This window comes from Sphingomonas sp. GW821-FHT10F11 (assembly GCF_058809095.1).
Map to the genome: position 1 here is coordinate 56701 of NZ_JBXASH010000006.1, position 26213 is coordinate 82913.

The following is a 26213-nucleotide window of genomic DNA, read 5'->3' on the forward strand; positions in this document are numbered from 1 at the left end:
AGCATGGCGGACGCGACGCAGAAATCGATCTTCATCACCGGTGGCGGATCGGGCATCGGCCAGGCGACGGCGACGCTGTTCGCCGCGCGCGGCTGGCGCGTCGGGCTGGCCGATGTGAACGCGAAGGGGCTGGCCGAGACCGCGGCGATGCTGCCGGCGGGCATGGCCGAGACCTATATGATGGACGTGCGCGACCGCGATGCCTGGGTGGCCAATCTCGACGCGTTCACCGCGCCGAGCGGCGGCACGCTCGACGTGCTGTTCAACAATGCCGGGATCGGCACGGGCGGGCCGCTCGCCGAGATGAGCTTCGAGGATATCGACCGGACCGTCTCGATCAACCTGACCGGCGTGCTCAACGGGGCGCGGATCGGCTATGCCTATCTCGCGCGGACGCCGGGGTCGTGTCTGCTCAACACCGCCTCCGCCTCGGCAATCTACGGGTCGTCCGGGCTGGCGCCTTATTCGATGACCAAGTTCGGCGTGCGGGCGATGACCGAGGCGCTCGACGGCGAATGGTATGGCGCGGGCGTCAAGGTGCGCGACCTGGTGCCGAGCTTCATCGAGACCCCATTGCTCAATACGCCGGCGGGCGGATCGAACCAGTCGATCCGCGAGACGGTGACGGCGGCCGGGCTCGAGCTGACGCCGGTGACGGACGTCGCCCAGGCGGCCTGGGATGCGGTGCATGGCGATGCGGTCCACACCTATGTCGGCAAGACCGCGCGGCGCATGGCTTTCGCGGCGCGGTGGATGCCGGGGAAGCTGCGCAAGATGATGCGGCGCGGAGCGGTGAGCGGAGGGAACTAGGTCGGCTAGATGACGAAGCAGTGCAGCCGGACACTGGATGTGCCGTCTTCTTCCTCTCCAGTGGGAGAGGATACGGAGACTTGAGAGCGCAGCGATCTAGTCGAAGTTGGAGAGGGGCTCCGGAGCCATCGAGAGCTCCCGGAGCCCCTCTCCAAGTTACGCTATCCTCTCCCACTGGAGAGGAGCGATTGTCTGAGTGAATGTCGATTCGTGCTAGTCGACCAGCAGGTCGATCGCCTCTGCCATATCCACGTCGCGCTGCGACAAGCCGCCCGCGTCATGGGTGGTCAGCAATATCTCCACACGGTTCCACACATTCGACCATTCCGGGTGATGATCCGCCTTCTCCGCCAGCAGCGCGACGCGCGTCATGAAGGCGAAGGCTTCGCTGAAATCGGCGAAGGTGAAAGTACGGGTGATCGCGTCGCGGGCTTCGTCGAAATCCCATTCGTCGAGCTCGTCCAGCGCGTCCGTACGTTCTTCCTCGGTCAATTGCTCGATCGGCACCATTTCCTCCTGCTGGCGCACCCCGCGCCTTGGCCTTAAGGCATAGCCCATGCCAGCATCCGTTCAACCGCGCACCGCGCCCGATGCCGATGCGATCCGCGCGATCGCGCTGAAGGCGCTCAACGCCCTGCCCGCCGAATTCCGCACCCATCTGGGCGATGTCGTGCTGATCGTCGAGGAATTCGCCGACGAGGAAACGCTTGATGCGCTGGGCATCGAGCATCCGCTCGACCTGACCGGGCTCTATCATGGGCGGCCGGTGGGCGAGAAATCCTCAATGGAATCGGGTGCACTGCCTGATCGCATCCATCTCTATCGCCGCGCGATCCTGGAGGAATGGATCGAGACCGGGGTCGGGCTCGACGAACTGGTCGCGCATGTGATGATCCATGAGGTGGGGCATCATTTCGGCCTGTCCGACGACGATATGCATGCGCTGGAGGATATGGTGGGGGACGCGTGACGACTGCGCTCACGTTCCGCGACGTGACCTGCGCGCGGGGCGGGCGGGTGTTGTTCGAGGGGCTCTCCTTCGCGATTCCCGCGGGCGGCGCGGCGCTGGTGACCGGACCGAACGGAGTGGGCAAATCCAGCCTGATCCGGGTTGCGGCGGGGTTGCTCAGGCCTGCGAAGGGCGAGGTCGAGGGGCCGGCGGGGCGCGCGCTGATGGCCGAGGCTGCGGCGCTCGATGCTGAGCGGCGGCTGGGCAGCGCGTTGCGTTTCTGGGCAGCGCTGGATGACGACGATGGCGATCCGGGCGCGCGGGTCGCCGCCGCGCTCGACGCGACGAATCTGACGGCGCTGGCCGAGGTGCCGGTGCGGCTGCTCTCGACCGGGCAACGGCGCCGTGCCGCGCTGGCGCGGGTGGCGGCGAGCAAGGCGCCCATCTGGCTGCTCGACGAGCCGGCCAATGGGCTGGACGATTTAAGCGTGCGCGTGCTGGAATCGCTGATCGCCGGGCACCGGGCGAGCGGCGGAGTCGTCGTGGTCGCGACTCATCTGCCGATCGACGTGCCGGGCGCGGTGCCGATCGCGCTGGGGGCCGCATGAGGCCGTTCCTGACCCTTGTCGCGCGCGACCTGACCCGGGCCTGGGCGGGTGGGAGCGTGACCTACACACTCGCCTTCTTCCTGCTCGTCGCGATCCTGTTTCCCTTCGCGATCGGGCCCGATGCGGCGCTGCTGGCACGGGTCGGCGGCGGGGTGATCTGGGCGGCGGCGCTGCTGGCCGCGTTGATGCCGGTCGAGCGGCTGATCGGGCCGGATGCGGAAAGCGGCGTGCTCGACCAGTTCGCGGTACGCGGGCTCAGCATGGCGAGCGTGGCCGCCGCGAAGATCGCGGCGCACTGGCTCGCCTTCGGACCGCCGCTGATGCTGGCGGCGGTGATCGCGGCGGGGCTGCTGGACCTGTCGGGCGAGACGGTGCTGCGGGTGGAGATCGGGTTGCTGATCGGGACACCGGGGCTGGCGGCGCTGGCGGTCGCTACGTCCGCGCTGGTATCGGGGCTGCGGGGCGCCGGCGCGGTTGCCGGGCTGGTGATGCTCCCACTCGCGGTGCCGCTGCTGATCTTCGGGGCCGGGTCGATCGATGGCGGGATGGGGGCGGTGAAACTGCTGGCGGCGGTGAGTTTGATGCTGGTCGCCGGGGCGCCGTTCGTTGCCGGAGCGGCGATGCGGGCGGGGATGGACTAATTTCTCCTCAGGCAGAGAGCCGCTCTCCCTCCGTTCGTTTCGAGCGAAGTCGAGAAACCTGCCCCCGGTACCTGTTCTCGACTTCGCTCGAAACGAACGGAAATTAAAGTCGTCACGAGGAATTTAGCGCGACCACCTCGCCCAGATCGCGGTTGGTAGCAGGAGCCCGCGGGCTTCTTCGCGTACGGCCAATTCCCCCGCTTCCACCTTGCCGCCGAGATCGCCCAGCGCCTGGTTGAGCAGCTCGCCGATCGCCAGCGCCGACATGCGCACCGCATAGACGGTGAGGAACAGGAAGCGCGATTCACTGTCGAGCAGCTTGCGGCAATCGGCGATCAGGCCGGGCAACCCCTCCTCCAGCTTCCACACCTCGCCCTCCGGCCCGCGGCCGAATTTGGGGGGATCGAGCAGGATGCCGTCGTAGCGGCGGCCCCGGCGGACTTCGCGGGCGACGAACTTGGTGGCGTCGTCGGTCATCCAGCGGATCGGCTTGTCGGCCATGCCCGAGAGCACCGCATTGGCGCGCGCCGCCTCGACCGATTTCTTCGACGCGTCGACATGGACCATCTTCGCGCCCTTCGCCGCCATCGCCAGGGTGCCGACGCCGGTATAGCCGAACAGGTTGAGGCATTCGGGCGCCTCCCCCTCAGCCAGCTTGTCGGAGACCTGCTCGCGCATCCAGCTCCACACCGGCGCCATGTCCGGGAAGAAGCCGAGATGGCGGAAGGGCGTGGTCTGGGCCTGGAAGCGGACCTGGTCCCACATCAGCGGCCAGCCCTCGCGCGGGACCGGTTCCGCATAATCCCAGCGGCCGCCGCCTTCCTCGTCGGAGCCGGGCACGAATTCCGCCTGGGCGCGCCAGTCGTCGCGGGCCGGAGCCCAGAGCGCCTGGCCTTCGGGACGGATGAAGCGGAAACGGCCATAGCGTTCGAGCTTGCGGCCATTGCCTGAATCGATCAGCCCATAGTCAGCCCAGGGTTCGCCGATGAGTGTTACGAGGTTCACACCCCATCTCCGTTCGTTTCGAGCCCTTCGACTGCCTGCGTAGGCAGGCGCTCAGGACAGGCTTCGGCCCTTCGGGCCGAAGCCGAGAAACCTGCGCCCGGTACCTGTTTCTCGACTGCGCTCGAAACGAACGGGGAGAACATCATCACGCCTTCGCCACCGCCCGCTCGGCGATATAGCCGGTGACCGCCTCGAAACTGCCGGGCAGGGTCGCGTAACGCTCTTCCCGGTCGAACAGGTCGCCGATGCGCGCGGGGAGGCCAGGACGTACGCCGGTCGCGCGCTCGACCGGTTCGCGGAACTTCGCCGGATGCGCGGTCGCGAGCGTCACCACCGGCACATCGGCGGCGAGACCAGCGCGGCGCGCGGCGGCGAGGCCGATCGCGGTGTGCGGATCGATCACCTGGCCCGAACCGTCGCAGGCCCAGCGCATCGCCAGCGCCATGTCATCGAGATCGATCCGGTCGCTGACGAACAGGCCGGCGGCACCCTCGCGCTGGGCGTTGGTCAGGCGCATCGCCCTGGTCGCCTCGAAGCCGCGCATCTGGTCGCGCGTCGCACTGCCGTCGCGTCCGCCGAGATCGAACAACAGGCGTTCGAAATTGCTCGACACCTGGATGTCCATCGACGGGCTGGGCGTCGGCACGACCGTCCCTTGCGAATAATCGCCCTGCGCGAGCGCGCGGTGGAGGATGTCGTTGACGTTGGTCGCGACGACCAGCTTCGCCACCGGCAGGCCCATCTTCGCCGCGACATAGCCGGCGAACACGTCGCCGAAATTGCCGGTCGGGACCGAAAAGGCGACCAGGCGGTCGGGCGCGCCGAGGCGGACGGCGGCGTAGAAATAATAGACCACCTGCGCCATCAGCCGCGCCCAGTTGATCGAATTGACCGCCGAGAGCTGGAATCTCCCGGAAAAGCCTGGATCGTTGAACATCGCCTTCACCAGCGCCTGGGCGTCATCGAAGCTGCCCTCGATCGCGATATTGTGGATGTTGGGCGCGAGCACCGTGGTCATCTGGCGGCGCTGCACGTCGGACACCCGGCCGTTCGGGTGGAGCATGAACACGTCGACGCCGGCGCGGCCGGCCAGCGCGTCGATCGCGGCCGAACCAGTGTCGCCCGAGGTCGCGCCGACAATCGTCACATGCCTGTCGGAGCCCGCGAGGAAGCGTTCGAACAACAGGCCGAGCAGCTGAAGCGCGACATCCTTGAAGGCGAGCGTCGGGCCGTGGAACAGCTCGAGCAGCCAATGCTGATGGTCGAGCTGGACCAGCGGCGTGACCGCCTTGTGCGAGAAGCGGCCATAAGCCTGGGCGCACAGATCGCGCAGTTCCTCGCGCGAGAGCGTGCCCTCGACGAACGGCGCCATCACGGCGACGGCAGTGTCGACATAGGAAAGGCCGCGCAGGCCGGCGATCTCGTCGATGCTCAGGCTCGGCCAGCTCTCGGGGACATAAAGGCCGCCATCGCTGGCAAGGCCGGCGAGCGTGACCTGTTCGAAGTCCAGGACGGGAGCCGCCCCACGGGTGCTGATATAGCGCATGGCCGTTGCGCCTAACCGCGGCGCGGCAAAGTCACAAGCACGTCAAGCTTTCAGGCGACGTCGCAGCGCTATCGCGTAGATCACGCCGGCGACGAGCGCGAACAGGAACCATTGCACCGCATAAGCGAGATGGTTGTTGGGCACCGAGGCAAGATCGGGCTGCGGATTGGCGTCGAGGCCGGACACCGGCGGGTCAGCAACGAGCATGAGCGTCTTGGGCTGGTGCGAGAACCAGGTCGCGATCATCGGCCGGTGATCGGGGGCATGGGTGATATAGCCGGTCACCTCGCCGCCGCCCCAGGCTGGCTTGGCGTCAGGCGCCTTGGCCACGCCCATCAGCACGGTCAGGCCCGGGCCCTCCGCGCCGGTGCGGCACCGGGCGATGTGGCGCCAGCCGGTCCGGCCCGCCGCGTTGCGCCCACCCTCGACGCTGAAGCTGACCGCCTGGAGACAGAAGGCGCTGGCGCGGCGGAACAGCAGCGTATCGTCGACCGGAATGCGCGGGAACGCGATCGGCGGCAGTGAACGATTCGCCGCGAGCTGCACGAGCAGTGCCTCTTTCTGGCCCTTGCGCTGGAGCTGCCACACGCCGAGCGCGACCATCGCGGCGATGGCGAGGCCGACCAATATGGTCGCAACGATGGGAAAGCGCGGCTTCATTTGTCGGTGATCCGGCCTTCGCGCGCCGAATTGCGATATTCGAAGGCGAGCAGCGCGCCCTTGGCGACCCGGAGCGACCCGGTCACGGCAACGGCCGCCAGCGGGATCAGGATCAGCGCCAGCAGCCAGAGCGGCGGCTCGACGGTCAGTTGCAAGGTTACCGCCACACCGACGAGCAATCCGCCGACGATCAGCGTGAGGAACGCGGCCGGCCCGTCGCCCACATTGAACTGGGTGAAATCGAGCCCGCAGGCTGCGCAGCGATCGGCGAATTTGGTCACGCCGGCGAACAGCGTCTTGGCGCCACAGCGCGGACACAGGCCCTTGATCGCCACGTCAGCGGGCGCCGGGCTCGGCGAGGAGGCAGGATCAGGCGTGACCCATGCACCATGGATCGGGCCGCATATCGACGGGGGTGCCGGGCGCATCGGGCGCGGGGTAGCGCAGCTTGAAGGTGAAGGCCCGGTCGCTCGGACCGAACCGGTCGAGCAGCCAGAGCCGCGCGAAGGCGTCGTCGATCCTGGGCGTGGCCCCCGCAGGAATCCACCACAGCGCCTGATAGGCGCCGTCGAACCGGTCGAACCAGCTACGACGCTGCGCCATCACCGGCGTGTGGGCGCTGCGATAGACATAGTCGAACAGCGATTCGGCATCGGCCCAGACCGACATGTTGACGATCAGCCTCGGATCGGGCGTCGGCTGAAGATCGGTGGCGCTGTTGCCCTCGCCCTTCAGCCGCCAGACGAATCCAGCGCTCGCTTCCGCGAGCGCGTTGATCCGGTCGAGTTCCTGGAAGAAGCCAGCCACTTGCGGGTCATCGGCCGGCGCAGCGAGCCGACCGATATTGACCTGTGCAAGGTGCCAGCGCTGAATCACGCTGGTGTCAGCCGCCGTGGACCGGCGCGCCCCAGCCACCCCAGACATAGATCGAGACGAACAGGAACAGCCACACCACGTCGACGAAGTGCCAGTACCAGGCGGCAGCCTCGAAGCCGAAATGCTGGCGCGGGGTGAAGTCGCCCCGATAGGCCCGGACCAGGCAGACGATCAGGAAGATCGTGCCGATGATGACGTGGAAGCCATGAAAGCCGGTCGCCATGAAGAAGGACGCGCCATAGTTGATGCCCTTGAACGGGAAGGGCGCCTCGGCATATTCATAGGCCTGGATGGACGAGAAGAGCAGGCCGAGCACGATCGTCAGCCACAGGCCCTTGAGCACGCCGTCGCGATTGCCCACGCCGAGCAGGCCCCAGAGACCGGTCTTTTCGCCACCGCGCTGATTGTGAATCAGCGCGTGGTGCGCCCAGGTGACCGTCGTGCCCGAGGTGAGCAGGATGATCGTGTTGAGCAGCGGGAACTTGAAGGCGTCGAGCACTTCCAGGCCCTTGGGCGGCCAGGTGCCTCGGGCCGCATCGGCGATCAGGCTGACCGTGCCGTCGACGACCTGAACCGGTGCCGGGAACAGCGAGAAATCGAAGAACGCCCAGAACCAGCCGACGAAGAACATCACCTCCGAGGCGATGAACAGGATCATGCCGTAGCGCAGGTGAAGCTGCACCACCGGCGTGTGATCGCCGGCATGCGCTTCCTTGATCACGTTGCTCCACCAGGAGAACATGGTGAGCAGCACCGCCGCGACGCCGATGAAGAAGATGGTGCCGCCGCCGATGCCGAACACGCTGCCGGAATGCATCCACATGATGCCGCCGATCGCCATGGTCAGCGCGGAGAACGCGCCGATAATCGGCCAGATATCGGGTGGCAGGATATGGTAATCGTGGTTCTTGGCGCCGGCCATTCTTCGGTCCCCGTTAATAGGCTGTCGACAACGCTCTAGCTGGCTGCTTTCGCGGAATCCACAGGGTAAAAGGTGTAGCTGAGGGTGATATTCTTCACGTCCGCCGCGTCGGGATCGGTGAGGATCTTCGGGTCGACGTAGAAGATCACCGGCATGCGGGCGGTCTCACCCGGCTTCAGCGTCTGCTGGGTGAAGCAGAAGCACTGGATCTTGGTGAAATATTTGCCCGCCTGGGCCGGGGTGACGTTGAAGGTCGCGGTCCCGGTGATGGGCTTGTCGCTCTTGTTGGTCGCGGTGAAGAACGCCATGTCGCGCGCGCCGATCGCGATCGTCTCCGACGGCACTTCGGGCTTGAAGATCCAGGGCAGCTTGGGCGCGACATTGGTGTCGAAATCGATCCGCACCTGCGCATCGCCGACCGCGCCCGGCGCGACCAGGCCGCGCTGCGTCGTGCCGTTGAGCCCGGTCGCCTCGCAGAACATGCGGTACAACGGCACGCTGGCATAACCCAGCCCGGTCATGCAGCACACGCCGATACCGGCGAGGATCGCGGTGCGCAGCGTGCGGGTCAATGCGCCATCCCCGCCTTGATCTTCACGATGCTGATCGCGAACACCAGGATGACGAAGGCGCCAAGCAACAGCGCCATGACGCGCGCGCGCGAACGCTGACGGGCGCGGATGTCGTCATCGTTCTGCATCAGCCAACCCACCTGTCGACGACCAGGGCGCCGAAGAGAATGAAAAGATAGAGGATCGACCAGGCGAACAGCCGCTTTTCCGGCTTCATCGCATCGTCCGTGCCGGTCGTGCGCAGGCTCACCTGAAGCGCCAGCGCGGCGAAAACCAGCGTGGTCGCAACCGCGACGCCGCCATAGATCGCGCCGGTCAGGCCGAGCGCCCATGGCGCGATCGCCACCGCGGCCATCGGGATGGTGTAGAGCCCGATCTGAAGCCGGGTGGTGCGCTCGCCCGCCACGACCGGCAGCATCGGCACACCGGCGGCGGCGTAATCGGACTTCATGAACAAGGCGAGCGCCCAGAAATGCGGCGGCGTCCACAGGAAGACCAGGGCGAACAGCAGCACCGGCAGGGTCGCGACATCGCCGGTCGCGGCGGCCCAGCCGATCAGCGGCGGAAAGGCGCCCGCGGCACCGCCGATGACGATGTTCTGCGGCGTCCGGCGCTTGAGCCAGACGGTATAGACCAGGACGTAGAACAGGATCGACACGCTCAGGATCGCGGCGGCGAGCAGGTTCACCGCCAGCCCCATCAGGATCACCGAGAAGATCGCCAGGCCGACGCCGAAATGCAGCGCCGATTGCCGGTCCATGCGGCCGGCCGGAAGCGGGCGGCGCGCGGTACGCTTCATCACCGCGTCGATATCGGCCTCATACCATTGGTTGAGCGCGCCAGCCGCGCCCGCGCCGAGCGCGATGCACAGGATGGCGGTGAAGCCGAGCACCGGATCGATCCCGACCGGCGCCGCCAGCATCCCGCACAGGCCGGTGAAGACGACGAGCGTCATCACCCGCGGCTTGGTGAGCGCGACGAAATCGCGCCAGTCGGCGGGGAGCATGAGTGGCTGTGCGGTCGTCGTGTTCATCTTCATTTCAATGCGTAGCGGCGCCGGTCGAATCCGGCGCCGCTATTGGTTTGTGGTGCCGCCGCGGGCGGCTCCGCTCGTCAGTCTATACGCGGCAGCGTCTCGAACTGATGGTAGGGTGGCGGGCTCGACAGGGTCCATTCGAGCGTCGTCGCGCCTTCGCCCCAGGGGTTGTCGCCCGCCTTCTTGCCGGCGAACAGCGACCAGAACAGGTTGACGAAGAACACCAGCATCGAGATGCCCATGATCGCATAGCCGATCGAGGCCATGTGGTTGAAATACTCATATTCCGGATTGTAGTCCGGGATGCGCCGCGGCATGCCCTGCACGCCGAGGAAGTGCATCGGGAAGAACAACACGTTCACACCGATGAAGAACACCCAGAAGTGAATCTGGCCGAGCAGCTCGTTGTACATCCGGCCCGACATCTTCGGGAACCAGTAATAGAAGCCGGCGAACAGGCTGAACACCGCGCCGAGCGACAGCACATAGTGGAAGTGCGCCACGACATAATAGGTGTCCTGCATCACGTCGTCGACGCCGCCATTCGCAAGCACGACGCCGGTGACGCCGCCAACGGTGAACATGAAGATGAAGCCGATCGCCCACATCATCGGGGTCTTGAAGCTCAGGGAGCCCCCCCACATCGTCGCGATCCACGAGAAGATCTTGATGCCGGTCGGGACCGCGATGACCATGGTCGCGGCGGTGAAGTACATCTTCACGTTCACGCTGAGGCCGGTGGTGAACATGTGGTGCGCCCACACGACGAAGCCGACCACGCCGATCGCGACCATGGCGTACGCCATGCCGAGATAACCGAACACGGGCTTCTTCGAGAAGGTCGAGATGATGTGGCTGATCATGCCGAAACCCGGCAGGATCATGATGTACACCTCGGGATGGCCGAAGAACCAGAACAGATGCTGGTACAGCACGGGGTCGCCGCCGCCGGCCGGATCGAAGAAGGTGGTGTGGAAGTTGCGGTCGGTCAGCAGCATGGTGATCGCCGCGGCCAGGACCGGGAGCGCCAGCAGCAGCAGGAACGCCGTCACCAGCACCGACCACACGAACAGCGGCATCTTGTGCAGGGTCATGCCCGGCGCGCGCATGTTGAAGATGGTGGTGATGAAGTTGATCGCGCCCAGGATCGAGCTGGCGCCCGCGAGATGGAGCGCGAGGATCGCCATGTCGGTCGACGGCCCGGGCTCGCCATAGGTCGAGAGCGGGGCGTAGAGCGTCCAGCCATTGCCCGCGCCGCCGAAGAAGGGCGAGGCGAACAGCAGGATCATCGACGGGATCAGCAGCCAGAAGCTGATATTGTTCATGCGCGGGAACGCCATGTCCGGCGCGCCGATCATCAGCGGCACGAACCAGTTGCCGAAGCCGCCGATCATCGCCGGCATGACCATGAAGAACACCATGATCAGGCCGTGCGCGGTGATCAGCACGTTCCAGAAATGAAGCGATTCGTCGAGGCTCTGCGGACTGCCGTGGAAGAAGCTGGCCCACTCGCCGAGATACTGGATACCCGGCTCGGCCAGTTCCAGGCGCATCAGGCCCGAAATGACGCCGCCGACGATGCCCGCGAAAATCGCGAAGATCAGATAGAGGGTGCCGATGTCCTTGTGGTTCGTCGACATGAACCAGCGCGCGAAGAAGGCCGGCTTGTGATCCGCATCGTGATGCGCGTGATCGTCATGATGCGCGTCGAACGCGGACGGGTGAAGGGCGGTGTCGGTCATTTCTTACTGTCCAGCGTTGCCGGCGCCGGCGGTGTTCGCCGTGGCAGCCTGATTGGTGGCGGGAGCGGCGCTGGTCGCATTCTCGACCGGTCCGGCGGTGTTGGCGGCGGCATCGGCCGGAGGCGCCAGTGCGGCGTCGGAGGGCTTGGCGCCGCCCGGGGCCGGCATGGTGCCGCCCTTCGCCTTGACCCAGGCGGCGAACACCGCGGGCTTCACCGCCACGACGGTGATCGGCATGAAGCCGTGGCGCGCGCCGCAAAGTTCCGAGCACTGGCCGAAATAGACGCCTTCCTTCTCGATGGTGAAGCTCGTCTCGTTCAGGCGGCCGGGGATCGCGTCGAGCTTGATCCAGAAAGCCGGGATCGCCCAGCTGTGGATCACGTCGTTCGCGGTGGTGATCAGGCGGATCGGGGTGTTGATCGGCAGGATCACGCGGTTGTCGGTCGCGAGCAGCTCGGGGCCGTCAGCGTCGGTGCGGAAGCGCTCGCCCGGCTGGACCTGGGCCTTTTCCTTCAGCATGTTCGACGTGATCTCGAACCCGCCATGATCGGGATATTGATAGGTCCAGTACCATTGGTTGCCGATCGCCTTGAGCGTGACGGCATTGGCCGGGGCCGGTTTGTACTGCGCCGCCAGCAGCCCGATCGAGGGCGCGGCGATCAGCGCGAGGATGATGACCGGGACCGCGGTCCAGATGATCTCGATAAAGGTGTTGTGCGAGGTCTTGGACGGCACCGGGTTCGCCGAGCGGCGATAGCGGAACATCACCCACATCAGCAGGAACAGCACGAACAGCGAGATGACGACGATCACGGGGAACAGGATGGCATCGTGGAACCAGTGGGCGCGGCGGCCATTGGGGGTCACCTGATCCTGCAGCGTCCAGTGGCCGTCGACCGGCATGCCGACGCCGCGAACCGGCTTCACCTCCGGACCGCCGTCGAGCACGAGCATCGGATCGGTCGGCACAGCGGTCGCCGGAGTCGCGGCAGGCGCAGCCCCGGTCGTCGGCGCGGCAGTGGTCGTTGCCGGAGCCGCCGTGGTGGGCGTTGCCGCCTGTGGCGCCGGTGCCGCGGCGTAGCCGATACCCGCTATCGCGAGTCCTGCCGCCAGCACGATCGACTTCAACCCCTTACTGCGCATGCGTCTCGTCACCCCTGATTGCGCCTTTCCATCCATGGCGCGCGAGCGGGAATACGCTCGTTGCGATGGGCCTATACGCGGGAGGTGCTGGTGCCTCAAGCGTGTCGGGGCGTTTTTTGACACACCATAGGTTGTGGGCGTTGCACGGCCCCTATGGGGCTCCTATCAACCGCTCGCTTTCACGAAAGACAGCGTAGATGACCGACGACGAGATCCTGACCGAATTCCGTGCCGCCGACGCCCTGCTGGAAGGACATTTCATCCTGTCCTCGGGCCTGCGCTCCTCGCGCTACCTGCAATGTGCGCGCGTGCTGATGGATCCCGCGCGCGGCGCGCGGCTCTCCACCGAACTGGCGACGCGCATTCCGACCGAGATCCGCTCGCGCATCGACGTGGTGGTTTCGCCGGCGATGGGCGGGGTGATCGCCGGGCACGAAATGGCGCGCGCGCTGGGCGTCGAGGCGATGTTCCTGGAACGGCCCGAGGGCGTGTTCGAGCTGCGCCGCGGTTTCCGCCTGACACCGGGCGCAAAGGTGCTGATGATGGAGGATGTGGTCACCACCGGCCTCTCGTCGCGTGAGGCGATCGCCGCGATCGGCCGCGCCGGCGGCGAGACGATCGCGGCGGCATCGCTGGTCGATCGCTCGGGCGGCACCGCCGATCTGGGCGTGCCCTTCTTCCCGCTGATCCGCGTGGACGTGCCGACCTATGCTGCCGAGTCGCTGCCGCCCGAGCTGGCGGCGCTGCCCGCGATCAAGCCGGGCAGCCGGGCCGCGGCATGACCGATTTCCTGCGGCTCGGCGTCAATATCGACCATGTCGCGACCGTCCGCAACGCGCGCGGCGCGGGCTATCCCGATCCGGTCCGCGCTGCGCTGGCGGCGGCGGAGGCCGGCGCCGACGGCATCACCGCGCATCTGCGCGAGGACCGGCGGCACATCACCGACGACGATATCGCGCGGCTGTCCGAGCAGCTCACCATCCCGCTCAACCTGGAGATGGCGGCGACCGACGAGATGCTCGCCATTGCGCTTCGCCACCGGCCGCATGCCGCCTGCATCGTGCCCGAGAAGCGCGAGGAGCGCACCACCGAGGGCGGCCTTGACGCGGCGGGGCAGCATAATCAGCTCGCATCGCTGGTGAGCGCGCTTGGCGCGGCGAAGATCCGCGTCTCGCTGTTCATCGAACCCGACGCGCGCCAGATCGAGGCGGCGCTGCGCCTCGGCGCGCCGGTGGTCGAGCTTCACACCGGCCGCTATGCCGAGCTGGAGGGCGAAGCGCAGGCAGAGGAGCTGCGCCGGCTGAGCGATGCCGCCGCGCTTGCCGCCAAGAACGGCATCGAGGTCCATGCCGGCCACGGCCTGACCTATGACAATGTGGCCCCGATCGCCGCGATCCGGCAGGTGCGCGAGCTGAACATCGGCCATTTCCTGGTGGGCGAGGCGATGTTCGTCGGGCTGGACAAGGCAGTGCGCACGATGCGCGCCGCGATGGATTCGGCGCGATGAGCACACGCCCGCAGTTCCTCCCCGGAACGGGGAGGGGGACCACGAAGCGGTGGAGGGGCTTGGAGCGCGGCAAAGCGTCCTCCTGCTTCAACGCTTCAATTACCTGTCGATCTTCGGACAGCGTGACCCGTCTCCACGCCGATGCGAAATGGCGTGGTGAGGAGTTGAGGCAACACCAGTGCGCTCCAAGCCCCTCCACCATGCTTCGCATGGTCCCCCTCCCCGTTCCGGGGAGGAATGCGTCATGATCATCGGTCTCGGCTCCGACCTCTGCAATATCGAGCGGATCCAGGCGTCGCTCGATCGATTCGGCGTGCGGTTCGAGAATCGCGTCTTCACCGAGATCGAGCGGGCCAAGGCCGATCGGCGGCCCTTCACCAAGGCCGGCACGCTGGCCAAGCGTTTCGCCGCGAAGGAGGCTTTCTCCAAGGCAGTCGGCACCGGCTTCAAGCGCGGCGTGTTCATGAAGGATATCGGCGTGATCAACGCGCCCTCGGGCGCGCCGACGCTTGCACTGACCGGCGGCGCCCGGGCGAGGCTTGACGCGCTGACACCCGCGGGCCACGTCGCCCATGTACATCTGACGCTAACAGACGATCATCCATGGGCGCAGGCCTTCGTGATCATCGAAGCGATCAGGGCCGAGTAGGACAATAGAATGAGTGAGGAGTTGGCGTTGGAGGGAGTGCCCGATCAGGAGGCCGTGCCCGCGCCGGAAACAGTCGAGAAGCGCCCGACCACCGATTGGTGGGGCGAGGTGAAGGGGATCCTCTGGCTGATCCTGGCGGTGCTGGGCTTCCACAGCTTCATCGCCAAGCCCTTCTACATCCCGTCCGAATCGATGCTGCCGGGGCTTCAGGTCGGCGATCAGCTGATCGTCACCAAATATGCCTATGGCTGGTCGTTCGTCTCGCCGACCATCCCCAATCCGATCGCGATGTTCCGCAGCCTGGTGCTTCACCAGGAGGTGGAAAGCTGGGGCGTGCAGCTGCCCTTCATCCCCGGCCGGCTGTTCGGGAAGATGCCCGAGCGCGGCGACGTCGTCATCGTCACCCCGCCGACCCGCAACACCGATTATATCAAGCGGCTGATCGGCCTGCCCGGCGACCGGCTGCAGGTGATCGAGGGCACCGTCTTCATCAACGGCGTCGCGGTGAAGCGCGGCCCTCCGCACGACACGCTGATCCCGGTCGACAACAAGACGGTGTGCGCCGAGGACCAATATCCCGGCGCGCTCGAGACCGGGCAGGACGGCAAGCCCTATTGCCGGCTGACCCTGGTCACCGAGACGCTGCCCAATGGCCGCCATTACGATACGGTCGAGACGGGGCAGAGCGACGGCGACAATTACGGCCCGATCACGATCCGCCCGAACCATGTATTCCTGATGGGCGACAATCGCGACCACAGCGCCGACAGCCGCTTCAGCATCGCCGCCATGGGCTTGGGCGGCGATGTGCCCTGGGAGAATCTGGGCGGCCGCGCCGAGTTCATCACCTTCTCGAAGAGCGGCAACGGCACCTGGAACCCGTTCACCTGGGGGCAGAGCTTCCGGCCGGGCCGTGCCGGCACGTCGCTTCACGCGGCACGGGACAATCCGAAGGACTGAGATATGGCCGAAGCCTCCGCAGCGATCGATCCCGAACCCGGCCCGAACGAGCTGCGCGACCCCTTCGTCCGCAAGGAGCTGAAACGCGCGAGCGTGTGGCTCGGCCTCGCCGCGGCGATGGCATTGGTGGTGCTGCTGATCCAGCCCTTGCTGATCATCTTCGGCGGGCTCGTCTTCGCCGCGATGCTCGACGGCGGGGTCCGCCTGCTCGGGCGAGTCCTTCCGATCGGGCGTGGCCTGAGGCTGTTGATCGTAATGGTCTGCGCCGTCGTGTTCATTCTCGCCGTCTTCTACATGACCGGCGTTCAGGTCGCGGCGCAGGCCGAGCAGTTGCGCGTGACGCTCGAGGTGCAGGCGAACCGCCTCGCCGCCTGGGCATCGGCGAGCGGGCTGATGCCGGGCCGGGCCGACCTGAACGGGCTGGCCCAGCAGGCGATGGGGTCGTTCGGCAAGCTCACCTCCTGGGTCGGCACCGCCCTGGGCGCGCTGACCAGCCTGTTCATGGTGCTGGTGATCGGCCTGTTCGTCGCGATGGAGCCGCGGATCTACGATCGCGGGCTGCAGTGGATGGTCCCCTCCGACATGCGCGGCGAATTCGCCATCACGATCGAGCGCATGGCCGCGACGATGCGCCGGCTGCTCGCCGGGCGCCTGGCCGGCATGTTGTTCGAGGGCGTGCTGACCTGGCTGTGCCTGTGGGCGGTGGGCGTGCCGATGGCGTTGCTGCTCGGCATCCTGACCGGCATGCTCGCCTTCATCCCCAATATCGGCGCCTTCACCAGCGGCGTGCTGATGATCGCGGTCGGCTTCAGCGCCGGGGTCGATACCGGGCTATGGGCGATCGCCGTCTATTTCGGCGTCCAGACCTTTGACGGCTATGTCGTGATCCCGATGGTCGCGCGGCGCACCGTCGATCTGCCCCCTGCCCTGACCCTGTCGTCGCAGATCCTGGCCAGCACCCTGTTCGGTGTGCTCGGCCTCGCGCTCGCCGACCCGATCGTGGCAATGATCAAGGTGGCGCTGGAACGCAACTCGGAGCGCGCCATCGCAGAGGAGACGGGCGACACATGATCAAGCTCTATGATTACTGGCGCTCGTCCGCGGCGTACCGCGTGCGGATCGCGCTCAACCTGAAGCACGTTCCCTATGAGAGCCAGGACGTGGCGCTGCTCGAAGGCGTGCACCGCGCGCCCGAGAATCTCGCGCGCAACCCGCAGGGCTTCGTACCGACGCTCGAGGTGGACGGCGAGCCGATCACCCAAAGCCTCGCCATCATCGACTATCTCGACGCGCTCTATCCCGATCCGCCGATGGTGCCGCGCGATCCCCTCGCCCGGGCGCGGGTGCTGGCCCAGGCGCTGGTGATCGCGGCGGACATCCATCCGGTGAACAATCTGCGCATCCTGAAGCGGCTGGAGAGCCAGTTCGGCGCCGACCAGGCGGCAAAGGACGACTGGTATCGCCACTGGATCGTCGAGGGCTTCACCGCGCTGGAGAAATTGGCCCAGGCGAGCGCCGGGCCCTTGCTCGGCGGCGACACGCCCAATCTCGCCGATGTCTGCCTGGTGCCGCAGATGTTCAACGCGCGCCGTTTCAAGATTCCGCTGGAGGCTTTTCCGAGGCTGTTGGCGGCCGACGCCGCGGCCAATGCAATCCCCGAGATCGCCGCCGCGCAGCCCGACCGGGTCAGGCCCGCCGTGTAGATCCGACGACGGAATCGAACAGGTCGAGATAGAGCTGCGCCGAATCGGCACCCGGCTCCGGTACCGGTTCGGGACGGGCGCGACCGGGCGCGAGCCAGTGATCGAGCGCGGCGACCAATGCCCGATCGTCGCCCGGCACTACCACGCTGCCTAGTGCCGGATTGGTCACGATCTCGCGCACCGCGACGCTCGATTCGGTCGAGACGACGGGCGTGCCCTCGGCCAGCGCCTCGCGCAGCACGCCCGGCACACCCTCGAAATCGGAGGTCAGCACCACCGCGGCCGCCCGTCCGAGCACGGCGCGCGGATCGGCGACATAGCCCGGCAGATGGACCCGCCCCTGCAGCCCCAGTGCGGCGATCTGCGCCTCGAGTGCCGTGCGCTCGGCGCCCTCGCCCAGGATCACCAGGTGCACATCGCCCTGTGCGAGCCGGGGCAAGGCCGCGATCATCCGGTCCCACCGCTTCTGCGGCGCAAGCCGGCCAACACCGAGCAGGAAAGGGCCGCCCGGAATCCATGAAGGTGCCGCTTCGGACAAGCGCGGTGCCGGCGGATTGGGGATGACGCTGATGCGGTCCGCCGCGAACCCCATCGTCCCGATCGCCTCGTCGCGCATCGCCGGCGTCATCGCGACGACATGGTCGATGAAGCGCGGATGGAGCCGCAGCCAGACGCGATAGCCGAGCGACACGAGCGCGCCCTGATCGATCCGGTCGAGCCGGTTGGACACCTTGGCCACGATCGGGGGACAGCGCCGGCCGAGCCGCATGCGCGTATAAAGAGCCATGCCGGTATAGTGATTGCCGGGACAGAAGATCAGATCGGGCGCCACATCGCGGACGATTCCGGCCATAGCGCGCAGCCCGCCATAGGACGGATCGCCCAGCACCCGGACATCGACATTGGCGGGGACATTGGCGGGCAGCTCGGCGGCCAGAGGCCCGCTCGCGTCGCCGATCACCAAAGTGACGCGCCGCCCCAGATCGGCCCAATTGCGGGCGAGTCGCAATAGCACCCGCTCCACCCCGCCACCCTTGAGCGTCTGGGCACAGGCCAGAATGCTGGCCGCTTCGGGCGGAGAGGTCAGCATCTGAAGGGGCGCCATAACGACTCATTGAGGCAAAAGTTTCGCAGCGCAGCACAAAACGGACATTATTTCCTTGCAGGTTGCAAATTGCCGCAAAAACGCGATCTAGCTACGGCGCGCCAACCCCGGTCAAGACCGGAAACAAAAAAAACGGGTCTAAACGTGGACGGACTGGGATCTAAAATTCCTATGATGGACAATGCCAAAGCTCCTCTGGTGACGGTCCCCGACCTCGCCGGGCTGGAGCCTGTGCAGACGCTGAAGCGGCGCTGGCCGATGGTGATCGGCGCGATCGTGACGATCGCCATGATCGCCGGGCTGGGGCGCGAGCTGTTCGGATCGGGGCTCGCCGGCCTGAGCCGTGCCGTGCCGCACAATCCGCTGTTCTACATCGCCTTCGCGCTGCTGTATCTCGCGCCGCCGGTCGGCGACTTCATCATCTATCGCCGCCTCTGGGGCATCCCGCTGTCCGGGCTCGCCGCACTGCTGAAGAAGCGCATCGCGAACGACGTGGTGCTCGGCTATTCGGGCGAGGCCTATTTCTACGCCTGGGCGCGGCAGCGCACGCATATCGTCGCGGCGCCGTTCGGCGCGGTGAAGGATGTCAGCATCCTCTCGGCGATCGCCGGCAATGCCGTCACCCTGGCGATGATCGCGCTGGCGCTGCCGCTCGGGGCGGGCCTGCTGACCCCGATCCAGCTGAGCACGGTCGAGACCTCGGCGGCGATCACCTTCGCCATGTCGCTGCCGTTCCTGATCTTCTCCAAACGGGTCTTTTCGCTCCCGCGCGGCACCTTGTGGTGGATCTTCATGGTGCACGCCATCCGGCTGATCTCGGGCACGATCTTCATCGCCTTCGCCTGGCATTATGCCCTGCCGACCGTCTCCATCGGAATGTGGCTGATTCTTGGCGCTGCGCGCATGCTCGTCTCGCGTCTCCCATTGGTGCCGAACAAGGACCTTCTTTTCGCCAATTTCGCGATCATATTGATCGGCCAGGATGCAGCGCTTTCGGAACTGATGGCGATGACCGCGGCCCTGGTATTGCTCGTGCACATCGTCCTCATCGGTTCCTTCAGCCTGCATGGCTTGCTGAGGACGAAGAATGGCGTCGCGTAAACTTCTCGCTGGCATCGCCTTGTGCGGTGCGATGATGGTCCCCCTGACGGGCAAGGCCCAGGCCGGCGTGCTCGGCCCGGACAGCTCGGCCTGTACGAGCGGCACCGGCCCTGCGATCCGGGTCAATGTCAGCGGCCTGAAGGATCGCGCCGGCGAACTGAAGCTCGAACTCTATCCGGCGACCGAGGCCGATTTCCTGAAGGACGACCGCGATCTGGTGAAGGAAGGCAAATTCTTTCGCCGCGTCCGCGTGCCGACCCCGCAAGCGGGCGCGGTCATCATGTGCATCAAGGCGCCGACGCCCGGGCGCTACGCGTTGCTGTTCACGCATAACCGCGACGGCCGGAACAAGTTCGATTTCTGGAGCGACGGCGCCGGCTTCCCAAGCAACGTGAAGCTCGGGCGCACCCGCCCCAAGCTGAACATGGCGACGATCAATGTCGGCCCGGGCGTGACCACGACCGACATCCAGGCGCAATATCTGCGCGGCCTGGGCGGCTTCGGCCCGATCAAGCCGAAGAGCTGAGGGCCGTATGCGCATCGTCGACGTCAACGAATTCTACTCGCCGACCGGTGGCGGGGTGCGCACCTATATCGACCGCAAGATGGGAATCATGTCCGAACTGGGGCATGAGCTGATCGTCATCGCCCCGGGCCGCGAGGACCTGGTCGAGGAGCGCCCCGGCGGCGGCAGGATCATCTACGTCAAGGCATCGCGCCTGATCTTCGACAAGAATTACGGCCTGTTCTGGGATGCGGCGCCGGTCATCAAGCTGCTCGACGACCTGAAGCCCGACCTGGTCGAGGCCTCGTCGCCGTGGCGTCCGGCCTGGATCGTCGGGCAATGGCAGGGGGACGCCGCCAAGGTGTTCTTCATGCACAACGACAATGTCGCGGCTTATGCGATGCGCTGGTTCGAGGGGCTGGCCGCGCCCGACCGGATCGAGCGCGCCTTTGCCTGGTACAGCCGCTATATGAGCCGCTTCCTCGACAATTATGATGCGGTGGTGACCAACGGCCCGGCGCTGGAGAAAAGGCTGAAGGCGCGCGGCGTGCGGATCGACGCGGCCATGCCGCTCGGCATCGAGCGCGGCCATTTCTCCCCCGGCCTGCGCGACGAGAAGCTGCGGGCCGCGCTGCTCGCCCAGTGCGACCTGCCGCCCGAGGGCCATTTGCTGCTCGGTCTCGGCCGGCACCATCCGGAAAAGCGCTGGCGTCTGGTGATCGACGCGGTCGAGCGCGCCGGCGCCGACCTGCCGGTCGGCCTGATGTTGCTCGGCGCCGGGATCGAGAGCCGCGCGATCGAGAAAAGGATCGCAGGCTCGCCGCATATCCGCATGTTCCGACCGGTCTATGACCGCGAGCGGCTGGCCCGGATCGTGGCGAGCTGCGACGCGCTGATCCATGGATCGGAAGCCGAGCCGTTCGGGCTGGTCGCGTCCGAGGCAATGGCCGCGGGCCTGCCGCTGATCGCCCCCGACACCGGCGGCTGTGCCGAGATCGCCGACCCGCTCTGCTCCGAGCTCTATACCGCGCGCGACGCGCAGTCGGCGGCACTGGCGATCCACCGGCTGTTCGAACGCGATCCGGCGATCCTGCGCCGCGCGGCAAAGGTCGCCGCCGGCAAGGTGCGCAGCGACCGCGAGCACACGATCGAGCTGATGGATTATTATGCCGAACTGGTCGCGGCGCGGCGCGCGGGACGCGGGGCCAGCGCAGTCGCCTGATCCCGGCGGGTTGACAGCGCTCGACCCGTTCCGGACAAGCCGCCGCAATCTTGCGGCGCGCCGCCAGGCACGAGGGCGGTCCGATCTTGCAGGAAGCACGAATACCATCAATCGCAACGCCGCCGCGGCCCTCGCGCGCGCTGAGCGGCAGCGCCTTCCTGGCCGTCTATCTGGCGGCGATGTTCCTGTGCTTCCGGGAAACCATCCTCAGCGGATTCGACCTGGGGTTCGGCGACCGCGGTGATTCGCTGATCGAGATCAGCCTGCTCGAACATTGGCGCAACGTCTTCGTCCATGGGACGACCTGGAACCTGCCGGGCTATTTCCATCCTTATGGCGATACGCTCGGCTATAATGACGGCTATTTCCTCTACGGGCTGGTCTATTCTTTCTGGCGGCTGTTCGCCGACCCGTTCCATGCCGACACGCTGAACATCGCCACCTTCAAGACGATCGGCTTCGTCGCGACCTACCTGCTGGTGGCCAGGAGCCTTGCCTGGGAGCGGCCGATCGCGCTGCTGGTCGCGATGCTGTTCACCATCGCCAGCGGCATGGCGGTCCAGGGCGGCCATGCGCAGCTCCACACCATCGGGCTGCTGCCGATCGTCACCATCTTGGCGATCGGCATGATCCGGGCCGAGCGCGCCGGGCGGCCTGCGCGGAGCGCGGCGTTCGGCGGCGGTTTCGCGGCGGTGATGGCAGCCTGGTTCTTCACCTCCTATTATCTGGCCTGGTTCACGATCCTGTTCGCCTGCATCCTTGCGGCATGCTGGGTGTGGCAGAGCGGACAGCTTTCGCCGCGCAAGGCCATGGCGCTGGCGCGGCGGCATATCGTCACGATCGCGGCGACCGGCTTCGCCTTCGCGCTCTGCATCGTGCCGTTCCTGATCGTCTATATGGCGAAGCTCGCCGAGACGGGTGGCCATGGCTACAAGATCAGCCCGCTGGTCACGTTCGTCGACCTGATCAATGTCGGGCCGGGCAATTATGTCTGGGGCTGGATCTTCCAGCTGCTCGAGGCGCTGTTCCGCGCGCTGGTGCCGGCCGGGTCCAACCTGCCCGAGCGATTCCTGCGCGGCGAGCATGAGACCGGTTTTCCGCTGCTGCTCTTCACGCTGATCATCCTTGCCCTGCTCCGCGTGCTGCGCCGACGGACCAGCCCGACGGCACCGCTCGATCTCAGGGTGTTCGCGCTGGCGATCGTGATCAGCTGGGGCCTGACCCTGCAGCTCTGGATCCTCTCGCCCTGGTTCCTCGTCCACCTGTTGGTCCCCGGCGCGAGCGGCATCCGCATCGTGCTGCGCTATCAGCTCTTCCTCATCCTGCCCGTGCTGCTGCTGGTGTTCGCGGTATATCGCGACCAGGCGATGCGGCTGATGCGGTCGACTCCCTGGGTGGCCGCCGGATTCGCCGCTTTCCTCATTGCCGAACAGCTCACCGCCGAACCCGCCGCGCAATTGAGCCGGGCCCGGCAGATCCAGGATTTGTGGCATATTCCCGCCCCGCCGGCCGGATGCCGCAGCTTCTATGTTGTGCTTGCCCGGACCAGCGAGGAAGTCCCGAACAAGGCGGGCAGCGCCCTCAAGAAGCCGAAGCCGGGCGAGGGCAACGGCCTGTACCCGCACAATGTCGACGCCATGCTGCTCGCGCAGCTCTGGCGCGTGCCGACGATCAACGGCTTTTCGACCTTCAATCCGCCTGACTGGAACTTCGCCGATTCGAACCTGCCCGACTATGACGCCCGAGTCCGGGCCTATGCCAGCAAACATGGCCTGCGTGCGGTGTGCCGGCTGGATGTCCGCCAGCCCCGGCCCTGGAGCCGTCCCATCGCATGACGTTCTCCGTGCCCTCACGCCGATTATCCTGGATCGCCGCAGCCGTGGCTTTGTGCTCGGTCGCGCTGGGCCTGCTGGTGCCGATCTATTCGGACGAAATCGGCTGGCGGTTCCAGGCGCGCATGGCGCTCGACGGCGGGGTCGATCGGTTCGTGGCGGAAAATTGCGGTCTCAACACGCTCGCCCAGACGCCCTTCTTCATCCGGCCGCTGCGCTACGCGACCGCCGCCTTCAACACGAGCTTTGCCGATCCGCTTGCCATTCGACTGGTGGGTATGGCCTGCGCGCTGGCCTGGCTCGCGCTGCTCTGGGCCCTAATCGGACGCCTCAGCCGGACAAGCGCCGAAGCTGGGCGGATGAGGACGATCGGCTTCTCCCTCGCCAGCCTCGGCCTGCTCCCCTTCATGCTGGTGATCAGCCGTCCGGAACAGCCGATCCTGCTCGCGCTGACCGCTGCGATCTTCCTTGCGACCGGCGGATTGAACAAGGCGCGGGTCGAAGACGGCGCGGCGGCATCAGCGCTTAAGGCGCTGCTGGTGACCCTGCTTGGCATGATCGCCTTGGGCTATCATCTCAAGGGCATCATCTTCATGCCGGTCTTCCTGGCGGCTTCTGTCTATAGCAGCCATGGCGCGAAGGGCCGGCCCTGGCGGCTCGGCGCCCTGGCGGTGCTGGTCGGCGCGACCGCGCTGTCGATCCCATACTGGATCGGCCGGTTCCGCTGCCCGGCCGACCCGCTGCTGGCCGAAAAGCTCGGCCGGGAGAATATCGCGTCGGTCATCTTCAATTCGGACCCGATCGCGCCGAAGATCGGCAAGCTGTTGGCCGGGCTGAACCCGTTCGACTATATCCTGCTGACCGTCCCCAAGATGCGGAACATGTCGAACTGGCTGCCGCCGCAGGTACTTGGCCATGGCACGGCGCTGGGCTGGACCATCCTCGTCATGATCTGCTGGGCCGCCTGCATGCTTGCGGCGATCGGCGTGCTGATCGCCGTCCTGCGCCGCCGCCCGAGAGAGCCGGGCGATGCCAGGAGGCTCGTACTGGCGCTGCTGATCGCCACCACCATCCTGTTCTGGAGCGTCGCCCAGATTCACAAGAACGTCTATGAAAGCGCGCTGACCGTCCCCCTGACGATCATCGTCTTCATCCTCGCCTTCACCGCGATCCAGGAATCCGCCCGAGTGCTGAAGCTGACCCGCGCCCTGTCGCTGACGGCGCTTGGTTGCGCCGTGGCGAGCGCCGTCCTGCTCATGGCCTTTTACGGCCCGGCCTTGTCGGGCATCGCAAGGACACCCGGCTATATCGCTGAGCAGAAGAGTTCGGTTTCCGCCTTCGGCTATGGCGCGATCCGCACCGATATCGTCGCGACGGGGAGATTGTGCGGCCTATCCGACGACCCGCGCACCAGAGGCCTGTTGATCGACGACCTGACCTATATCGCCTATATGAACACGTGGCGGCCGCTGCACCGGACCGGGGTCCTGTCCGACTGGAACGGCAGCATCGGCGATCCGGCCGCCTATCTCCGGGCGCATGGCTCTTCCGGCGCGGTGATCGGGTGCCGATACCTGCCCCCCGCGCTGCAGAGCCGGGCGCGCCGGAACGGACCCTATTGCTGCCTCGACGCGAGGTTCTAGCGCCGCTCGAAGATCTGGATCGCCTGACTGCCCAGCGGCCTGACCGCGCGCAGGCGATAGGCCTTTTGCATATCCGCCATCACCAGCGCCCGCGTATCGGCGCGTTCGCCGCGATAGGCCGGCCGCAGCACGACGATGGCGGGTTTCAGCGCCAGGATACGCGCGATCTCCGCCGTCTGGTCCACCCCGATCGCGCCCGTCTCGCGCACGCGCGCCAGGTGGCTCGGAAAGAGATAGCGGGTCAGCACGCACCGGCCCGTGGCGGGATAGAGCGCCGTCTCGCCCGAATAGACATAGAGGCAGCCCGGCCCGCGCCCGATCGCATCGGCGATCGCGGTGAATTGCGCCGGCGTGCCGCGCGTGAAGCGCTTGCTGACCAGCACCACCTGCCCACCGATAAAGGCAAGGATCAGCATCGCCAGGACCGTGCGCCGCCCATCGCGGTGATCGCCGAAGAAGCCGGCCGCGCAAACCGCCAGCGGCACCATCAGCGGCAGGGCATAATGGTCGAACCAGGACCCGAAGATCAGCAGGCCGAACGCCGCCGAGATCGCCCAGGTGAAGAGCCAGCGGCGCAATGCCGGCGTCTCCGGCGTTTGCCCCCCCGACCGGACCGCGAGGATGGTCGCCGCGATCAAGGGAGAGGTGATCAGCAGGATCTTCGCCAGGTTGCCGAGCTGCTCGAGCAGCGGATCGGCGTTTCGCTCCAGGATCGAGGTGAGGTTGGCATAGACCCATGCGTCGCCCGCACCGATCGAGACAAAGGCACAGCAGGCGAGCAGGGTCGGCAGCACGGCAAGCGCGACCAGCGCGGCGCCATAAGGCAGGATCGACCAGCGCCGTCCGGAACGCCATTCGCGCACCAGCAGCCACAGGCCGAAGAACATGCCTTCGAACACGACCGAATATTTGATCTGGAGCGCAAGCCCGACCAGCGCCATCGCCATCAGGCCCCGCGTGCGGGGGGTATTTTCCCCCGGGCGCGGCGCGATCAGCGTGGCGGCGGCGATGATCAGCAGATTGTAGAAGATCGGCGCCTGCCCGCCCTGCCCGTCGACGAAATCGACCCACAGGACATAGGCCAGCGCCCCGGCCAGCGCCCCCCTGTTCCAGCCGGCGCGATCGGCGAGGCGCGCGATCAGCAGCGCGGTCGCAACCAGGCTGGCCAGCGCCATCGCCTGATAGACCCAGATACCGATCGGCATGCCGAGCGCCGCCGCCGGCAGATATACCAGGAACAACCCGACCGGCTTCCTGTCCCACACATCGACATAAGGCAAAGCGCCGTGAGTCCAGGCCTGCGCCGCGACGAAATAGAATTCCTCGTCGACATGGACGATCGGGTTGCCGAAGGTGACCGCACGGGCGAGGATAGCGACAAGCAGGACGATCAGCAGCCGAGGGCCGGGCGCGATGGGCGTCGTCAGCCGGTCCGCGGCCTGGGAATAAAGTCGGAGCATCGCCTCGGCCCTTAGA

Annotated in this window: 29 protein-coding genes; 15 read left to right on the top strand and 14 right to left on the bottom strand. The window is 66.6% G+C overall.

What is annotated here, in order from left to right; translation table 11 throughout:
- Positions 1–3 precede the first annotated feature (3 nt).
- On the top strand, positions 4–810 hold the full coding sequence (locus tag AC1RT8_RS17295) for an SDR family oxidoreductase (RefSeq protein ID WP_493076917.1): 807 nt from the start codon (positions 4–6) through the stop codon (positions 808–810).
- Between the two features lie 213 nt (positions 811–1023).
- Here the strand turns inward: AC1RT8_RS17295 and AC1RT8_RS17300 are convergent, their stop codons facing one another.
- Positions 1024–1317 (bottom strand): 4a-hydroxytetrahydrobiopterin dehydratase, encoded by a 294-nt coding sequence (locus tag AC1RT8_RS17300; protein ID WP_493077297.1) that lies wholly within the window; start codon positions 1315–1317, stop codon positions 1024–1026.
- Positions 1318–1366: 49 nt separating this feature from the next.
- On the opposite strand from AC1RT8_RS17300, the gene AC1RT8_RS17305 reads away from it, so the two are divergent.
- The 3 genes from AC1RT8_RS17305 to AC1RT8_RS17315 are packed head-to-tail and all read left to right on the top strand — an operon-like array spanning position 1367 to position 3008.
- The gene (locus tag AC1RT8_RS17305; protein ID WP_493076919.1) at positions 1367–1780 is read left to right on the top strand and encodes a metallopeptidase family protein; all 414 of its coding nucleotides are present in this window, start codon (positions 1367–1369) and stop codon (positions 1778–1780) included.
- On the top strand, positions 1777–2367 hold the full coding sequence (ccmA, locus tag AC1RT8_RS17310) for a heme ABC exporter ATP-binding protein CcmA (protein ID WP_493076920.1): 591 nt from the start codon (positions 1777–1779) through the stop codon (positions 2365–2367). The genes AC1RT8_RS17305 and ccmA overlap by 4 nt, the downstream gene beginning before the upstream one ends.
- Positions 2364–3008, top strand: a complete 645-nt coding sequence (locus tag AC1RT8_RS17315; RefSeq protein WP_493076922.1) for a heme exporter protein CcmB — start codon at positions 2364–2366, stop codon at positions 3006–3008. Before ccmA ends, AC1RT8_RS17315 begins: the two co-directional genes overlap by 4 nt.
- 123 nt (positions 3009–3131) lie before the next feature.
- Here the strand turns inward: AC1RT8_RS17315 and AC1RT8_RS17320 are convergent, their stop codons facing one another.
- From AC1RT8_RS17320 to coxB, 11 genes are all read right to left on the bottom strand, one after another.
- Positions 3132–4013, bottom strand: a complete 882-nt coding sequence (locus tag AC1RT8_RS17320) for a class I SAM-dependent methyltransferase (protein WP_493076924.1) — start codon at positions 4011–4013, stop codon at positions 3132–3134.
- Positions 4014–4158: 145 nt separating this feature from the next.
- On the bottom strand, positions 4159–5559 hold the full coding sequence (gene thrC / locus AC1RT8_RS17325) for a threonine synthase (RefSeq protein ID WP_493076925.1): 1401 nt from the start codon (positions 5557–5559) through the stop codon (positions 4159–4161).
- A gap of 42 nt (positions 5560–5601) precedes the next feature.
- The gene (locus tag AC1RT8_RS17330) at positions 5602–6219 is read right to left on the bottom strand and encodes an SURF1 family protein (RefSeq protein WP_493076927.1); all 618 of its coding nucleotides are present in this window, start codon (positions 6217–6219) and stop codon (positions 5602–5604) included.
- Positions 6216–6647, bottom strand: coding sequence for a DUF983 domain-containing protein (locus AC1RT8_RS17335; RefSeq protein ID WP_493076929.1), 432 nt, complete (start codon positions 6645–6647; stop codon positions 6216–6218). Before AC1RT8_RS17335 ends, AC1RT8_RS17330 begins: the two co-directional genes overlap by 4 nt.
- Complete coding sequence (locus tag AC1RT8_RS17340; protein WP_493076931.1) at positions 6589–7095, bottom strand: DUF3291 domain-containing protein; 507 nt, start codon at positions 7093–7095, stop codon at positions 6589–6591. The genes AC1RT8_RS17335 and AC1RT8_RS17340 overlap by 59 nt, the downstream gene beginning before the upstream one ends.
- Positions 7096–7102: 7 nt before the next feature.
- Entirely contained in the window at positions 7103–8017 is a 915-nt protein-coding gene (locus AC1RT8_RS17345) for a cytochrome c oxidase subunit 3 (RefSeq protein WP_493076932.1), read from the bottom strand.
- Between the two features lie 35 nt (positions 8018–8052).
- Positions 8053–8589: a cytochrome c oxidase assembly protein gene (locus AC1RT8_RS17350; RefSeq protein WP_493076933.1), complete on the bottom strand. Its 537-nt coding sequence runs from the start codon at positions 8587–8589 to the stop codon at positions 8053–8055.
- Complete coding sequence (locus tag AC1RT8_RS17355) at positions 8586–8717, bottom strand: cytochrome c oxidase system small membrane protein (protein WP_493076934.1); 132 nt, start codon at positions 8715–8717, stop codon at positions 8586–8588. The genes AC1RT8_RS17350 and AC1RT8_RS17355 overlap by 4 nt, the downstream gene beginning before the upstream one ends.
- Entirely contained in the window at positions 8717–9622 is a 906-nt protein-coding gene (locus AC1RT8_RS17360) for a heme o synthase (RefSeq protein ID WP_493076935.1), read from the bottom strand. The genes AC1RT8_RS17355 and AC1RT8_RS17360 overlap by 1 nt, the downstream gene beginning before the upstream one ends.
- Before the next feature lie 80 nt (positions 9623–9702).
- A complete protein-coding gene (gene ctaD, locus AC1RT8_RS17365; RefSeq protein WP_493076936.1) occupies positions 9703–11367 on the bottom strand; it encodes a cytochrome c oxidase subunit I in 1665 nt (554 codons plus the stop codon).
- A 3-nt stretch (positions 11368–11370) separates the two neighbouring features.
- On the bottom strand, positions 11371–12510 hold the full coding sequence (coxB, locus tag AC1RT8_RS17370; protein WP_493076938.1) for a cytochrome c oxidase subunit II: 1140 nt from the start codon (positions 12508–12510) through the stop codon (positions 11371–11373).
- Positions 12511–12707: 197 nt separating this feature from the next.
- Here coxB and pyrE point away from each other — a divergent pair, with 197 nt between their 5' ends.
- From pyrE to maiA, 6 genes are all read left to right on the top strand, one after another.
- Positions 12708–13292, top strand: coding sequence for an orotate phosphoribosyltransferase (pyrE, locus tag AC1RT8_RS17375; RefSeq protein ID WP_493076939.1), 585 nt, complete (start codon positions 12708–12710; stop codon positions 13290–13292).
- Positions 13289–14017 carry a pyridoxine 5'-phosphate synthase gene (locus AC1RT8_RS17380; protein WP_493076941.1) on the top strand — a complete coding sequence of 243 codons (729 nt, stop codon included), beginning with the start codon at positions 13289–13291 and terminating at the stop codon, positions 14015–14017. Before pyrE ends, AC1RT8_RS17380 begins: the two co-directional genes overlap by 4 nt.
- A 244-nt stretch (positions 14018–14261) precedes the next feature.
- Complete coding sequence (gene acpS / locus AC1RT8_RS17385; RefSeq protein WP_493076942.1) at positions 14262–14666, top strand: holo-ACP synthase; 405 nt, start codon at positions 14262–14264, stop codon at positions 14664–14666.
- Positions 14667–14675: 9 nt separating this feature from the next.
- Positions 14676–15626: a signal peptidase I gene (gene lepB, locus AC1RT8_RS17390; RefSeq protein ID WP_493076944.1), complete on the top strand. Its 951-nt coding sequence runs from the start codon at positions 14676–14678 to the stop codon at positions 15624–15626.
- 3 nt (positions 15627–15629) lie between these two features.
- Positions 15630–16697: an AI-2E family transporter gene (locus AC1RT8_RS17395; RefSeq protein ID WP_493076946.1), complete on the top strand. Its 1068-nt coding sequence runs from the start codon at positions 15630–15632 to the stop codon at positions 16695–16697.
- Positions 16694–17329, top strand: a complete 636-nt coding sequence (gene maiA, locus AC1RT8_RS17400; RefSeq protein ID WP_493076948.1) for a maleylacetoacetate isomerase — start codon at positions 16694–16696, stop codon at positions 17327–17329. Before AC1RT8_RS17395 ends, maiA begins: the two co-directional genes overlap by 4 nt.
- Here maiA and AC1RT8_RS17405 read toward each other — a convergent pair.
- The gene (locus tag AC1RT8_RS17405) at positions 17313–18434 is read right to left on the bottom strand and encodes a glycosyltransferase (protein ID WP_493076949.1); all 1122 of its coding nucleotides are present in this window, start codon (positions 18432–18434) and stop codon (positions 17313–17315) included. The genes maiA and AC1RT8_RS17405 overlap by 17 nt on opposite strands.
- Before the next feature lie 174 nt (positions 18435–18608).
- On the opposite strand from AC1RT8_RS17405, the gene AC1RT8_RS17410 reads away from it, so the two are divergent.
- The 5 genes from AC1RT8_RS17410 (at position 18609) to AC1RT8_RS17430 (ending at position 24737) form a co-directional block, all read left to right on the top strand.
- Positions 18609–19535, top strand: a complete 927-nt coding sequence (locus tag AC1RT8_RS17410) for a hypothetical protein (protein WP_493076951.1) — start codon at positions 18609–18611, stop codon at positions 19533–19535.
- Positions 19522–20061 (top strand): DUF2141 domain-containing protein, encoded by a 540-nt coding sequence (locus AC1RT8_RS17415; protein ID WP_493076952.1) that lies wholly within the window; start codon positions 19522–19524, stop codon positions 20059–20061. Before AC1RT8_RS17410 ends, AC1RT8_RS17415 begins: the two co-directional genes overlap by 14 nt.
- A 7-nt stretch (positions 20062–20068) precedes the next feature.
- Entirely contained in the window at positions 20069–21262 is a 1194-nt protein-coding gene (locus AC1RT8_RS17420; protein WP_493076953.1) for a glycosyltransferase, read from the top strand.
- Between the two features lie 86 nt (positions 21263–21348).
- Positions 21349–23097 (top strand): hypothetical protein, encoded by a 1749-nt coding sequence (locus AC1RT8_RS17425; protein WP_493076955.1) that lies wholly within the window; start codon positions 21349–21351, stop codon positions 23095–23097.
- On the top strand, positions 23094–24737 hold the full coding sequence (locus AC1RT8_RS17430; RefSeq protein WP_493076956.1) for a hypothetical protein: 1644 nt from the start codon (positions 23094–23096) through the stop codon (positions 24735–24737). Before AC1RT8_RS17425 ends, AC1RT8_RS17430 begins: the two co-directional genes overlap by 4 nt.
- Here the strand turns inward: AC1RT8_RS17430 and AC1RT8_RS17435 are convergent.
- A complete protein-coding gene (locus tag AC1RT8_RS17435; RefSeq protein WP_493076958.1) occupies positions 24734–26197 on the bottom strand; it encodes a glycosyltransferase family protein in 1464 nt (487 codons plus the stop codon). The genes AC1RT8_RS17430 and AC1RT8_RS17435 overlap by 4 nt on opposite strands.
- Positions 26198–26213: the final 16 nt, after the last annotated feature.